The 14,292-nt window shown below is 41.5% G+C and carries 16 protein-coding genes; all 16 read left to right on the top strand.

Features of this window, described 5'->3' with window-relative positions:
- The first annotated feature begins 58 nt into the window (after positions 1–58).
- A complete protein-coding gene (locus BLR86_RS04110) occupies positions 59–550 on the top strand; it encodes a P27 family phage terminase small subunit (RefSeq protein WP_090758575.1) in 492 nt (163 codons plus the stop codon).
- A complete protein-coding gene (locus tag BLR86_RS04105) occupies positions 543–2,111 on the top strand; it encodes a terminase large subunit (RefSeq protein WP_090758573.1) in 1,569 nt (522 codons plus the stop codon). The genes BLR86_RS04110 and BLR86_RS04105 overlap by 8 nt, the downstream gene beginning before the upstream one ends.
- A gap of 12 nt (positions 2,112–2,123) precedes the next feature.
- The gene (locus tag BLR86_RS04100) at positions 2,124–3,353 is read left to right on the top strand and encodes a phage portal protein (RefSeq protein ID WP_090758571.1); all 1,230 of its coding nucleotides are present in this window, start codon (positions 2,124–2,126) and stop codon (positions 3,351–3,353) included.
- The gene (locus BLR86_RS04095; protein ID WP_090758569.1) at positions 3,353–4,108 is read left to right on the top strand and encodes a head maturation protease, ClpP-related; all 756 of its coding nucleotides are present in this window, start codon (positions 3,353–3,355) and stop codon (positions 4,106–4,108) included. Before BLR86_RS04100 ends, BLR86_RS04095 begins: the two co-directional genes overlap by 1 nt.
- Before the next feature lie 3 nt (positions 4,109–4,111).
- On the top strand, positions 4,112–5,212 hold the full coding sequence (locus tag BLR86_RS04090; RefSeq protein WP_090758567.1) for a phage major capsid protein: 1,101 nt from the start codon (positions 4,112–4,114) through the stop codon (positions 5,210–5,212).
- Between the two features lie 44 nt (positions 5,213–5,256).
- On the top strand, positions 5,257–5,547 hold the full coding sequence (locus BLR86_RS04085; protein WP_090758565.1) for a head-tail connector protein: 291 nt from the start codon (positions 5,257–5,259) through the stop codon (positions 5,545–5,547).
- Positions 5,544–5,864: a phage head closure protein gene (locus BLR86_RS04080; protein WP_090758563.1), complete on the top strand. Its 321-nt coding sequence runs from the start codon at positions 5,544–5,546 to the stop codon at positions 5,862–5,864. The genes BLR86_RS04085 and BLR86_RS04080 overlap by 4 nt, the downstream gene beginning before the upstream one ends.
- Entirely contained in the window at positions 5,865–6,302 is a 438-nt protein-coding gene (locus BLR86_RS04075; RefSeq protein ID WP_254782229.1) for an HK97 gp10 family phage protein, read from the top strand.
- Between the two features lie 8 nt (positions 6,303–6,310).
- On the top strand, positions 6,311–6,691 hold the full coding sequence (locus BLR86_RS04070; RefSeq protein ID WP_090758561.1) for a DUF3168 domain-containing protein: 381 nt from the start codon (positions 6,311–6,313) through the stop codon (positions 6,689–6,691).
- Positions 6,692–6,702: 11 nt separating this feature from the next.
- Positions 6,703–7,410, top strand: a complete 708-nt coding sequence (locus BLR86_RS04065) for a phage tail tube protein (RefSeq protein ID WP_090758559.1) — start codon at positions 6,703–6,705, stop codon at positions 7,408–7,410.
- 53 nt (positions 7,411–7,463) lie between these two features.
- Positions 7,464–7,847, top strand: a complete 384-nt coding sequence (locus tag BLR86_RS04060; RefSeq protein WP_175492783.1) for a hypothetical protein — start codon at positions 7,464–7,466, stop codon at positions 7,845–7,847.
- Between the two features lie 44 nt (positions 7,848–7,891).
- Positions 7,892–8,125 (top strand): hypothetical protein, encoded by a 234-nt coding sequence (locus tag BLR86_RS04055; protein ID WP_090758557.1) that lies wholly within the window; start codon positions 7,892–7,894, stop codon positions 8,123–8,125.
- 13 nt (positions 8,126–8,138) lie between these two features.
- On the top strand, positions 8,139–10,547 hold the full coding sequence (locus tag BLR86_RS04050) for a phage tail protein (RefSeq protein WP_090758556.1): 2,409 nt from the start codon (positions 8,139–8,141) through the stop codon (positions 10,545–10,547).
- Positions 10,548–10,567: 20 nt separating this feature from the next.
- Entirely contained in the window at positions 10,568–10,918 is a 351-nt protein-coding gene (locus tag BLR86_RS04045; protein ID WP_254782228.1) for a DUF6711 family protein, read from the top strand.
- Positions 10,919–10,923: 5 nt separating this feature from the next.
- Entirely contained in the window at positions 10,924–12,471 is a 1,548-nt protein-coding gene (locus BLR86_RS04040; protein WP_090758554.1) for a hypothetical protein, read from the top strand.
- Between the two features lie 640 nt (positions 12,472–13,111).
- Positions 13,112–14,275, top strand: a complete 1,164-nt coding sequence (locus tag BLR86_RS04030; RefSeq protein WP_090758550.1) for a chitobiase/beta-hexosaminidase C-terminal domain-containing protein — start codon at positions 13,112–13,114, stop codon at positions 14,273–14,275.
- Positions 14,276–14,292: the final 17 nt, after the last annotated feature.

The raw sequence follows: 14,292 nt of genomic DNA, 5'->3' as shown, positions 1-14,292 counted from the left end.
CATCAACGCGAAGTTTTTTCCCAAAATGGAAATTTTTTAGATAGGAGGTGATGAAATCATGGCAGGTCGAGGAAGTAAGCCCGTGCAGCTGATAAAGCTCGAGGGAAAAAGCCATCGAACTAAAAAGGAATTAGAGCATCGGGAAAAAGCAGAACGGTCGCTTTACACCGGAACAAGTTTCAAAGAATCGTCTGTCGTGAAATCTGATCCTGTTGCTCATAAAGAGTTTTTACGGTTGAAAAAACTTTACAAAAAAATTGAGTATGTGGACGGTCTGGATGAGCAAGTCATTAATCGATACTGCATGCTTGTCAGCCAGGAAAATAGCCTGCAAGAAATCATCAGTGGCGAAAAAGAATTCATGTCTACCGAGGAGTTGATCGAGATGTATAAAGCGATTAACAAAACACGAGACGCGCTACTAAAACTGGAGGATCGTCTTTTCCTCAATCCAACTGCCAGGGTAAAATCTATTCCGAAAACACCACCTGAAAAGGAAAAACCGTCCTCAATGGCGGCGTTTTTAGCGAGACGTGGTGCCAATGGCTAGGATTGATAAAGCAAGAGCGATGGAGCCGATTGAGTTTATCCAGATGCTTAAGCTGACGGATGACTTTTACGGCCAGCCATTTACCCTGCTCGACTGGCAGCATGAAGTATTATGGGATGTTTACGGCACGGTCAACGACCAAGGCTACCGTCAACATCGATATGCTTACCTAGAAATCCCAAAGAAAAATGCCAAGACAACCACAATTGCAGGATTGTCCGTTTACCATTTGGTTTGCGATGGTCCACAGGGGCAGATTTATTGTTGCGCAGCAGACAGATCTCAAGCTAGTTTAGTTTATAAGGCAGCTGTGGCCATGATTGACCAGGACGAGGAACTTGGAAAAATCCTTAAGGTCACGGACAGCCGAAAAGAAATATTAAACATCGAGACCGGCACAATCTTAAAAGTTTTGTCCGCCGAAGCTTATTCGAAACACGGTATTAACCCGACCGTTGTCATCTTTGACGAATTACACGCTCAACCTAACCGTGATCTATGGGATGTTATGACGTTTGGCGCTGGTGCTGCTCGTAAGGAACCATTGTGGTGGGTCATCACGACAGCTGGCGACGACCCAGACCGCAACTCCATCGGCTGGGAAATCCACGAGCAAGCCACGAAGATTAAAGACGGTGAACTTGTTGATCCAACGTGGTACGTAAAGATTTATGGTGCACCAGAAGATGCTGATATCTTTGACGAAAAAACTTGGTTCGAGGCCAATCCATCGCTTGGGCACACAATCAGTTTAGAATCAGTGAGACAAGAGGCGCTTGCAGCTCGCAATAGTGAAGCAGCAGAGCGTCTTTTCCGTTGGCTCCGGTTGAATCAGTGGATATCTTTAAAGCGGATTGGTTGGCAACCACTTACACTGTGGGATAAAACAGACGGAGATTGGAACCTGTCCGAGCTCGTCGGAAAAAAGTGCTACCCAGGCTTGGACTTATCCAGTACGACGGATATCACTGCTGCTGTTTACTTATTTCCACCGCAGGAAGGTATTCCGGATTGGCGGTTTATCCAAGACGCATGGATCCCGGAAGATAACATGAAAGAAAGAGTGGCCAGGGATAAGGTACCTTATCAAAAATGGGTTAATGATAAGTTTTTACATGCTACTCCTGGTAATGTTGTGGACTATGATTTTGTCGAAGCTAGATTGCTAGGAGCCAATGAACAATACGACATCCAAACACTCGGCACGGATCCATGGAACAGCCGGATGTTAACCCAGCGCCTAATGAAAAAAGGCGTCGATGTGGTAGAAATTCCGCAAAATATGAAACATATGAGCCCTGCCATGAAGATGATTGAACAGCTGATGAAAAGAGGTATGATGACTCATGAAAAGAATCCTCTTGCTCGTTGGTGCTGGGGGAATGTTGTCATAGCGGCGGACGGCAATGAAAATATTAAGCCGATGAAAAATAAGTCGAAAGATAGAATTGACGTTACTGTTGCTCTTATTAACGCAATGGCCACGGCGATGCTGTTCGAGGAAATTGAACTTGATTTAATACAGGCAACAGAGGATTATCTCACTATGATGGGATGGTAAGGAGGTGAGACTTTGAAATTATTCGGGTGGTTCAGGAAAAAGGTAAAAAATGAATCAACAGGAATTAACGACAAGAAACTACTAGAATGGCTTGGGATCGACACAGACACGCCGGGGGATAAACTCTCGGAGGCGACTTATTTCGCATGCATGAAAATTCTTGCTGAAAGTATGGGTAAACTCCCGCTCAAGATGTACCAAAGTACAGATAAAGGAATCATTAAAAGTGATAAATCTGATGCTTACAACATTTTGAAATTAAGGCCGAATCCATACATGACGAGTTCTATCTTTTGGTCAACGGTAGAGATGAACCGAAACCACTTTGGAAATGCCTATGTTTGGAACCGATTTGTCGGACCTCACCTAAAAGATATGTGGATAATGCCTAGCCAAGATGTACGAATAATGTTAGATGACGCTGGCATTTTAGGCACAAAGGATAAAGTATGGTACAAGTACACCGACAAGCGTACCGGAAAGCAGTATACGTTTAGCGACCGGGAAGTGATGCACTTTAAAACATCTATGACGTTTGATGGTATCAGTGGAAAGCCAGTGCGAGACATTTTAAAAAGCACCGTAGAAGGCGCTCTTGAAAGCCAAAAATTCATGAACAATTTATACAAGACCGGGCTGACTGGAAAAGCCGTGCTCGAATATACAGGTGACCTGGACGAAAAGGCAAAAGCTAGACTAGTAAAAGGTTTTGAAGAGTTTGCCAACGGCTCGAAAAATGCCGGTAAAATTATTCCCGTCCCTCTCGGTATGAAACTGGTTCCATTAGATATTAAACTAACAGATAGCCAATTTTTTGAGTTGAAAAAATACACAGCTTTGCAGATCGCAGCCGCATTTGGCATTAAACCTAACCAAATAAACGATTATGAAAAGTCAAGTTACGCATCGGCAGAGGCGCAAAACTTGGCTTTTTATGTTGATACGCTTCTATTTCCGTTGAAGCAGTACGAAGAAGAGATTACGTACAAGACAATAAGTGAAAATCTTATTGAACAGGGGTACTTCTGGAAGTTTAATATCGGTGTAATCCTTCGCGCTGATATTAAATCGCAGATGGAGGCCTTATCTAAAGGCGTGAATAACATGATCTACACCCCTAACGAAGCTAGGGGTTACTTAGATTTGCCGGCTAAAGATGGGGGAGACGAGCTTTATGCGAATGGTAACTACATCCCAATCAATGACGTAGGCACCCAATACGGGAAAGGAGGTGGTGAATAATGCAATTTTGGAAATTTATTAAAAACGAAGCGACAGAAACTACTCCTGAAAGCGTTGAATTACGTATTGAGGGCGACATTGTTGACGATGGAGACTTATGGATTTATGAATGGTTTGGTGAGCCTGCAACAGCACCGAACGCATTTAAAAATACATTAAGTGAATTTAAAGGCAAAGACCTCACCGTGTGGATTGATTCCTACGGAGGTAGCGTGTTTGCTGGCGCCAGCATCTACAATGCTTTAAAAGAGCATGATGGGAAAATAACCGTTAAAATCGACGGAAAAGCTATGAGTGCTGCATCTGTTATTGCGATGGCAGGAGATGAAATTCTCATGTCACCGGTAGCGGTCATGATGATACACAATCCGTTAACTAGGGCCCAAGGAAATATGCACGATTTACGTAAAGTCGCAGATGTTCTTGACACAGTTAAGGATTCCATCATAAATGCTTACATTTCGAAAACAGGCAGACCAAGAAATAAGATTTCACAAATGATGGATGACGAAACTTGGATGAGCTCAAACGTCGCGGTTAAAGAAGGTTTTGCTGACGGAGTTTTATATCAGGACAATCCAGTAGAAGTGCAAAATTCGGTTGATCTATCCTTTAGTCGTTTATCTGTGATGAATAGCGCAAGCCAATCCATTAATCATGCGGTTGATCTATTTACAAAGCCTGTTGAAGATCATATCGACAATGCGCTTGAATTAGCAAAAGCAAAATTAAAATTACAAATGAAGGTGGTATAAATTATGTTGAAAAGTATCGAAATGAAACAGGAATTAGAGACGTTAAATAAAAAAGCGAAAGCGCTGCTTGAGAATAAAGAAGCAAAACTTGAGGAAATCCAAGCGGTAAATAGTGAAATTGAAATTCTCCAAGCTAAGATTTCTGTACAAGAGAAAATCGAAGCTGATGAAAAGGCAGCTATAGCGAATAAAGTTCCGGAGCCAGTTAACCGATCACAGTCCGATGAAGTAGTCGCTTTCTACAAGGCACTTCGCGGTGAAAAACTGACGGATATAGAAAACGCACTTGTAACAGGTGGCGCAAATGGTGAAAACTTAATCATTCCACAAGATATTCACACACAAATCACTGAACTTCGTCGCCAGTACAAGTCAGCTCGTATGTTGGTAGGATCTTACCCAACGACTACTCTTACAGGATCATTTGTCTATGAAGATGGTACAACAACGGAATTAACTAATTTTACCGATGGAGCAGATATTCCTGACTCCGATGAACCTAAGTTCAACAATGTATCTTATGCAATTAAGGATTATGGTTCAATCTTACCTGTATCTAATCGCTTACTTCAAAATGAGGCCGGTGGTTTAGTTCCTTATCTTGGAAAATGGTTCAACCGTAAGGCAATCCGGACTGAAAACAAAAAGATTTTTGCCCAATTAAAAGCAGGGAAAACAGTAAAGGCACTTGCTGACTGGAAAGCTTTAAAGTCATCCTTGAACAAGGACATGGATCCTGCTTTTGTAGATGTAATTATTGCTACTAACCAAGACGGTTTTGATTATCTTGATAGCGCAATGGATTCTACAGGCCGTCCAATCTTACAGCCGAATCCTACAGATGCAACGAAAAAGATGTTCATGGGATATCCGGTGGAAGTTTTCTCTAACACAGAATTACCGACCGTTGCAAAGAAAGTACCTATTTTCTACGGAAGCACGCAAGATGGAGTAACGTTTGTAGATCGAAATCAAATGTATATTGATGCTTCTGAACATGCTGGATTCAAGAAAAATCAAACGCTATTACGTGTTATTGAGCAGTTCGACGTAATTGATGCTGATAAAGCATCTTATATTTACGGTGAATTCACGATTGCCTAATATGAGCGGCCTATTGGCCGTTCTCCCTTAAAGGGGGAAATTAAATGATCATAGAACTCGAAGAAACGAAGTCATGGATGCGGATTGATGGAGATGATGATGACTCAATCCTTGTTATCATCATCGGAGCGGCGGAAGAGTATTTAGAAGGTGCTACGGGACGTAAGTTTGACAGTTCTGTTAACCGCGCAAAAATCTTCTGCTTTGTCCTGGCTACGGACTGGTTTGAAAACAGAGAATTAATTAGCATCGGCCCATCTGAAAAGGCGCGTTTTTCCATCCAGTCCATGTTGGCCCAGCTACAGTATGCGCCAGTTGAAGGTGAAAGCACATGAATCCCGGCAAACTAGATAAGCGGATTACAATTATCGGACCATCTGGCAACCAAAACTCTTACGGTGAAACAGAAGGTGCCAGTCCAGTAATCGCTACCGTATGGGCTAATATTAAACCGTTGCAGGGCCGTGAATACTTTTGGGCAAAGCAAGTTCATGCTGAATTAACTTCAAAGGTTATTATTCGATATCGACAGGATATACTGCCAAATATGCGTATTAAACACGGCAAGCGAACACTTGAGATCATCGCCCCACCAATTAACATCAATGAGCAGAATCGCTACCTGGAATTGTTATGCAAGGAAGTGATTTAATTGGCACGTAATGAAATCATTGGTATGAAAGAGTTGGAGAAAACCATTAAACAGCTCGGTCAGTTACCGCAAAAAGTCGTCACAAAAGCGGCAAGGCAGGGAGCTAGTGTTTCATTAAAGGCGGCAAGAGCAAATGCCCCTGTCGATAGTGGAGATCTTAAAAAGGGCATTAAATTGGTCGGGGAGCGTACAAAAATAAAAGGTAAAAAAGTTTACCAAGTTACGCTTGATAAAGCTCTTAATCATGTTTTTGTAAAAGAGTCAAAAGCTGGGAAAAGGGCATACTACCCGGCATCGCAGGAATACGGTTTTTTAACTCGGGACGGTAGGTATGTCCCTGGCTACCGGTATTTAAGAAAATCCATTGAGGACAACGATAAGCAGATCCAGGATAAAGTCCTAGACGTGATGGGTAAAGAGATAGATAAATTAAAGTGAGGTGTTTTATGGACTTTGAGGAGGCATTAAGGGCCGAATTAGGCACTATAGCAGGATTGACTAATAAGGTGTTTCCCCTTAACGCTACCGAGGGGACTAAGGCGCCTTACATTATCTATGTGTCATCGGAAGGCGTACAGGATAAAAGCTTGCTAGGTTACTTATCTAGTAAAGAAGTTGATTGTGAGATTAATATCGTGCAAGCCTCATATGGAAGCATGAAATCGCTGACCAAACTAGTAATATCTCAAATCATATCTTTTATTGGTCGAAACATAGGTGAAAACGGTCCTTTTATCCAAAATGTAACCTACCACAAACCTGTCGAACTCTATGAACAAGAAGTTAATTTATATCGATGTGTAATAGATTGCAATTTTAAATTTTAAGGAGTGATCACATGACAGCACAAGCAGCATTAGGCACAAAAATTTTAGTCGGCGCGGCAAGTGTCGCTGATCTAACATCAATTGGCGGTTTAGAACTAAGCGCGGACACAAAAGAGACAACTACTCTTGACAGTGTTGATGGGTATAGAACGTTTATGCAGGGGCTGAAAGATGGCGGAGAGGTCAGCATGAGCGGTTACTTTAATCCTGCTGATACCACTGGACAGGTTGCACTTTACAATGCTTTTAACAGTGGAGCCTTAATAAATTTCAAAATTCTTTTCCCGTTTGGGGCATCTTGGGATTTTAGCGGCATTGTAACAAATATCAAAACAGGTGCTGACCTAGAAGATGCAGTTAGCTTCGAAGGAACAATTAAGGTATCTGGCAAACCTGCATTAGGATTAACACCATCCACTGGATTATCCGCTCTAACACTAACAGGCACAGGCGGTGCATTGACACCAGCATTTAATAAGGATATGCCATTGTATGCTTTCAGTGGCGTGACAGCAACATCCGTCACCCTCACAGCGACCGGAGCAGGCCAAACCATTGCGTTGTTTGTGGACGGAGTATTCCAGCAAATCCTTACAAGTGGAGCTGCTTCCGGAGCAATTTCTATTCCCGCGGTTGGCTCTAAGAAACTTACAATTATCGCAAATGAATCTAGCAAGGCACCAAAAATCTATGAAATCACACTTGTAAAAACAGCTTAAGGCTAGGGATATAATTCTCTAGTCTTTTTTATTTTATTTAGGAGGAAAATAGAATGCCAGATAAAAATGATGTAATCATTATCAACCTTGACCGTCCACGAGTACTTAGGTTTGGACATAGAGCGTTAAAAAAAATGACAGCAGCCACCGGCAAGGACCTTGATAGCATTGAAGTCAATGGCAATGATCTGGATGAATTAGAAAAAATCATGTTTTACGGCTTGTTAGCAGATGCCAAAGAACATAATGAAGATCTTAAACTTGAAGACATGGAAGATTTGCTAGATAGAGCACCAGTGTGGTCAGAAATTATGGAGAAAATGCAAATGGCATTGAATGCGGCATTCGGGCAAATTGAAATAGACCCAAACTTACAACGGGTTGCGGCGGAGAGCAAGAAAACCAAAAAACAAAGTGGAACTGGGAAGAAAGCTTAAAAACCGCAATCCATCTTGGAATCAGCTTATCAGAATACAACGAAATGACACCCTATGAATTGGGTCTTTTTATTGAACATCATAACGAAAAGATAAAGTTTGAGGTTGAAGAAAAAATCACACTTGTTTATCTAGGTGCGGCGTGGCAGCGCGCTAAAACAATGCCTAGTCTTGACAGTATTTTAAATAAAAAACCACAAAGAAAACAAATGACCAATGAGGAAATGTTAGAAAAGGTTAAGCATTTAAATGCAGCCTTCGGTGGGGCTACATACTAGGAGGTGAGATAATATGGCTGTGGTACGTAATCTGATTATCCGGTCGGGCGCAGACTTTAGCGCCATGCGCCGTGAGATGCAGCAAGCCCAGAAGAACATCACCCAATTTAAAAACAAAGTAAATAGCACATTAAAAGGTATTGGAACGATGGTGGCCGCTATAGGGATAGGCAAAGCTATTAAAGATTCCCTGGACTTTTATGATTATCTATCCACACAAGAAAACAAGCTCGCTGTTATCATGCGGCAACGTATGGGTGCTACTGATGATGTAACAAACAGCATAAAAAAATTTATAGCTGCCCAGGAGGCGCTTGGAGTAGTCGGCGTTGAAGTGCAGACGGCTGGAGCCCAAGAACTAGCAACATATCTCGAATTATCAGACTCATTAAAAACGCTTATCCCCGTGATGAACGATATGGTTGTGCAACAGTTTGGGTTAAAAGCATCTGGCGAGCAAGCTGTATCGATTGCAACGATGATGGGTAAAGTCATGGATGGACAAGTCGGAGCGTTATCGCGTTACGGCTATACATTTGACGAGGCGCAAGAAAAAATACTAAAGTTTGGAAATGAACAACAAAGAGCTGCTCTATTAGCGGCAATTGTAAGAGATAGCCTTGGAAACATGAACGAGGCAATGGCCAATACTCCACAGGGAAGGGCAGCAAGGCTGGCGAACGAGTTTGCCGGATTAAAATACGAAGTCGGTGTTACAGCCTCGATATTTAGAGATGTAATGATGCCCGTTTTATCAAAAGTGATAAGCTTTGCAACAGCAGTAGCAGTGCGACTCCAACAAGTCGGACTGTTTTTTAATGCCCTTTTTGGCAAATCATCTAAGTCATCAACTATATCACAGGCTAAAGCGACTAATGTACAAACTACAGCGGTCGGTGGGTTAGGCGATGCGTTGGATGAGACTGGCAAAAAGGCAAAAAAGGCTGGTAAAGAGATTAAAAAAGCACAGGGATCACTAGCGGGATTTGACGAGATTAACTCTCTAGCGGATAATTCTGCAACATCTGGAGCAGGAGCGGATTCAGGTGCTGGCGGAGCAGGTGGTATCGATGCGGGCGGCGTTCCTGATATGACACCTATTGATTTTTCAACGAATGCCCCGGAAATCGGTAAAAAAGTAAAGGAAATGGCCAACAAAGTAAGACAGGTCATAAAAGATGTAGTCGGCTTTATCAAAGAAAATAAAGAAATTGTCATAAGTGCGCTAGCAGGAGTTTTGGCAGGCATCGCATCCTTTTTAATCATTAGTAATTGGACAGCCATAGTTGAGGGATTCGCCCTAGCAATCAGTGCTATAGGAGGTGCCTTTGCCGCAATATCATGGCCAATTGTTGCCATCGCTGCATTGATTGCTATATTTGTTGCAAATCTAGTATATCTATGGCAAACCAATAAGAAATTCCGTGATTCGGTAAAGGAAATTTGGAAAGATATAAAAGATTTTTTGTCAAAAGTCACTTCCGATATGTGGAATATTGTCAAAGGAGTCTGGGATAAATACGGTAAGGATATTGTGAATGGGGTCGGCGGATTTATGAAGTCAATCCAAAGCATTATCCTAAATTTATGGGAAAGTTTTTTAAAGCCAATTATGAAAAGCGGTCTAGAATTCCTCAAAGACCTTTGGGATAAACACCTGAAGGGGCTTGTTGCACAAGTAGCAGATTTTGTCGCAAAGGTGGCTGCGTCAGCCCTTGAGATTTGGAATAAATTCATCTCTCCAATTGTAAATTGGCTAATTCAAAATTTAGGTCCAGTTTTCACTCGAGTATTCGGAGATATTTTTAGAGTTATCGGTACGATTGTAGGTGTCGCTGCTGACGTTGCATCGGGATTATTTAGGGCTCTTGGCGGGATAGTGGACTTTATAACTGGCGTCTTTACGGGAAATTGGTCAAAAGCATGGAACGGGGTCAAAGACATCTTTGGCGGCGTTTTTTCAAGTTTGTATGCACTGGTCAAAACTCCGCTGAACTGGATCATTGATATGATAAATGCTGTGATTGGTGGACTGAATAAAATCAGTATAGATATACCAAAATGGGTGCCGAATTTTGGTGGTCAGAAATTTGGAATCAACATCCCTAAAATTCACAAGCTTGCCAGAGGAGGTATTGTTGACGGAGCAACAAATTTCGGAAATTATATCGCGGGCGAGAGAGGTGCAGAAATGATTGTACCACTTGAGAATACTAGTTTTACAGATAAGATTGCGAGCGCTCTTGGAACTGCCGTTATGAACGCTATGAATGTCTCGGGTAGCGGAAATAATTCGGGTAGCGGAAATAATAACAATGACGTAGTTTTCCAAATCGACGGAACGACAATTGCTCGCGTTCTACGCCCTTATCTAGTTAAAGAGAATGCGAGGATTGGAGGAAACCTTATCACCGTTAAATAACGAAGGGGGTGTGACTTAGAATGGCTATCCTGAAGATAGACTCGACAGATTTGCCTTCCCCTACGGATTTACTCTTAGGGGTAATGGATATAAGTAAATCGGAGCGTAACGCTAATGGTACTCTGATAAAGGAACATATAGCCACTAAACAGAAATTGGAAATAACTTGGGCGTTTCTTACTAAGCAACAACTTAACCAAATATTCATTCTGGTTAGTAGTAACTTTTTCGAAGTAACGTATACTGACCCCATCTCGGGTAACGAGAGGACTGGTACATTTTATGCAGGAGATAGGAAGGTAGGAATTATGGATATTAGAAACGGGGTAATAAGGTACAAGGATGTACAGTTCAATGTTATTGAGAGGTGAAGATATTGTATCCAGTCAATAACGAATTCAAGGCAGCAGTATATGCTCCAACGAGGTCGGCAAAAGCGCGAGTTTCATTTGCTATAACAGATGTCGCTGCTACGGTTACTGGTTTTGCTACTTCTACAGAGCACGTAATAAGCGACAGGAACCAACTATTTAATGGAAAAACGGTAAATACCTACAACCTAGCAAGTTGGGAATTAGACAGAATTAAACTCGATGGTACTTTTTGTTTTCCTGACCCTACGTTAGCTAACAATGGAGAGATAGGTTATGTGTCCTCGGCTATGTGTGGTATCGACAGAACATTTAATATATCCATAGACACTACGTTTAATAAAATAGTCTCTACGCTGGGAATAACGGTGGCTTTCGACATTCTTGGAGAAGAATACGCGGAGGATTTTGATGTTATAACTTACAATGGCGGGGTCTTGCTTAAAACAGTCCAAGTAAGAGGTAACAAGGAAACAATAAGAATAGTCGATGGAGCGTTTGATAACTACAATAGAGTCGCTGTAAAAATACTCAAATGGTCAAAAGCTAGACGAAGGGCAAGAGTGACTGAAATAGCCTTGGGCTCTTTGTTAGTCTACGATGACTCAAGATTGATTCGTATGAGCTTGGTAGAGGATTATGATATGACATCGGGTACAGTTCCTGCTCCGCAGTTTCAGTTCACGATTGATAATAGCAACAGAGAGTTCAACATACTTAATCCTACTGGGGTATACAAGTACCTCCAAGAAAGACAGAAGATTACTGCGGAGTTAGCGATAATTGTTAATGGCGTTCCGTCCTATGTACCTATCGGAGAGTTTATATTATTATCTTGGCAAATAGACGAGGGTTCAATGACCGCCACATTTAATGCTGGTACTACCTTGGATTATATGGCTGGGATAGACTACGAGAGGGTGGGAAGTTCAAGCGTTTCTCCTAAGTATCTAGCCGAGCAAGTATTTGCTTTTTGTGGGGTAACAAACTATGTACTAGACAGCACTCTATTCAACTGGGCGATACTCCCTAATGTACAAAAACAATCTTGTAGAGACGTACTAAGATTAATCGCTATGTCGGCTATGTCTAATCTATATGTTGATAGACAGAATAGGATTAACATAAAACCGCTAACAAGCAACACAACCGTAGACAGGGTTGACTTAGATAATATGTACTACGAGCCAAAAATAGTACTCGACAGAGCAATTAAAAAGGTCGAGGTTGCTTATTACACAAGTACTGGCGCCCAACCTATATTTGTCTCGGTTACAAACCCCGATGTGATAGAGGGTGATACCCTAATAGTTGAGGGTAATACCCTGATAATGAACGACTCATCAGCGCTTAGAATAGCAAATTGGCTTATGGCTCAAAAAAGCTATCGTGGAGAGTACGAGTTAAATTGGAGGGGGAACCCAGCACACGAACTTGGAGATTTGATATCTGTTGAGAACGTGTACGGTGTAGAAAAGAATTCAAGAATAGTCAAACAAGAATTACATTATGAAGGCTATTTATCTGGAACTACAAGAGCGAGATGGAGGTGATTTTTATTGGCTACCCCTCTAGATTTTAAAACAGATTGGGCTCCAACAGATTATTATAACTTCTCGGATTTAAACCGACTAGAGAGCAATATTGAGGCTGTCCGTAGTTATATCGTAACTACTCTTGGAATACCTATACCAACAATAACGGTTAAAAAGAGTAGAACGCTAACATCAACGGATTACCTGTCGGATTTGACTAGGATAGAGAGCAACATAGAGACCATACGCTTAAATTATAAAACTCCGCCAACCTACCGAGGAACCATGTTTTGGAACAAGGGCCAACCTTTTAGCTACAGAGAGGCTAACAGGTTAGAAATAAACACCAAACTAATATGGGACATGGCTGTGGCTCAAGGGGGATGATTTCACCGTGGAGTTACGTTATTTTGGTCGCCAAGAATGCCGTAATCGAAGCAAATACCAAATCGCTCTTCGATTCGGCTATAGCAAAAAATATTTAAGACTAGATGATCCTTACACAATGTAAGGATTTTATTTATTAGGAGGTTTTACAATGAGCGAAAGATTAAATCAATATCAACACGCAATGGTTATTGATCCAGAGACAGGCAAGCCGATGCCAAAAACCGCTAGCACGCTAACGGGGAGTATTGTTGTATAAAGGAGGGATATCATGCTTAAAGAGTTTTCCGTAACGGTAGATACAGTAAAACATACTCGCAATCCCGTTTATACATTTAGCACTTCCGATTGGCAATCGCCAAAGTTTATTATTACGGTGCAGAATAACGAAAAAAATGTAGATTTATCAGGTTTTATCCCACGCATTGCTATCAAAAAACCTGATAATACCATTGTGTTACAGGATGGTGAGGTAACTGATGCTGCTAATGGGAAGTGTGAGTTTTTGCTTATTCCCCAGGCTTATGTAGTCGGGGGAATTCATAAAGCAGAAGTCATGCTTTATGAAGGAGCGCATCAGGTGGCAGTAACGGGTGGATTTACTTACAATGTCTCCATTGGAATAATGAATATTGATTGGGAAAGTAGTAATGATTGGCCATCTCTTTCTAAAGCTATAGAGGCAGGAGAAAAGATTGGATCTTTGCCAAGTTTAACTACTACAAATAAGACTAATGTAGTTTCTGCTGTAAATGAATTATCGTCATCTGTGGCACAAAATTTGACGGAAATAGAATCTTTAAAAAACAGATTGGATGCACTTGAAGGAAGTCCACCGCCAACTAATACTGCACCATCTATTTCATCGAGTTTCAGTATAACAAGTACGAATGATACAACACCAGTTTCCATTCCTTTCACGGTAACAGATGTGCAGGGTGGAAGTATGACGGCAACCCTGACAAAAGATGGAACAGTGACAACGCAAACTGCCCAAGTTGGGGCAAATACATGGAGTGTAGGCACACTATCGGTAGGTACACACATATTAAAAATCAAAGCAACAGATTCAGGTGGTCTAGCATCACAAGAATTGATATTTACCATTACTGTGACAGCAACAGGGGCACTAGATACTACACCGCCAGTCTTAACTATCACTCCCACAGGAACATTCACAAACACACAAACTGTCACGATGTCAGTCAACGAAACTGCTGATATTTTCTACACGCTTGATGGCTCGACTCCTACGTCTAGTAGTGCAAAATATACTACACCATTTTCCATTAGCGTAACGACTACAGTTAAAGCGTTCGCTAAGGATACTGCAGGAAATTCAAGCGCGGTTCAATCGCAAACATATACAATCACATCATCAAATACAACTGCAACGGTAGGTAGTGCTACTGTTGGAACGGCACAAGTATCTTAATTTTAGGAGGTAATTAA

It is taken from the genome of Bacillus sp. OK048, from assembly GCF_900103525.1.
In the GTDB taxonomy this organism is placed as follows: Bacteria; Bacillota; Bacilli; order Bacillales; family Cytobacillaceae; genus Neobacillus.
Note: the sequence above shows the minus strand (reverse complement) of the source record. Positions and strands in the feature narration are given on the sequence as shown.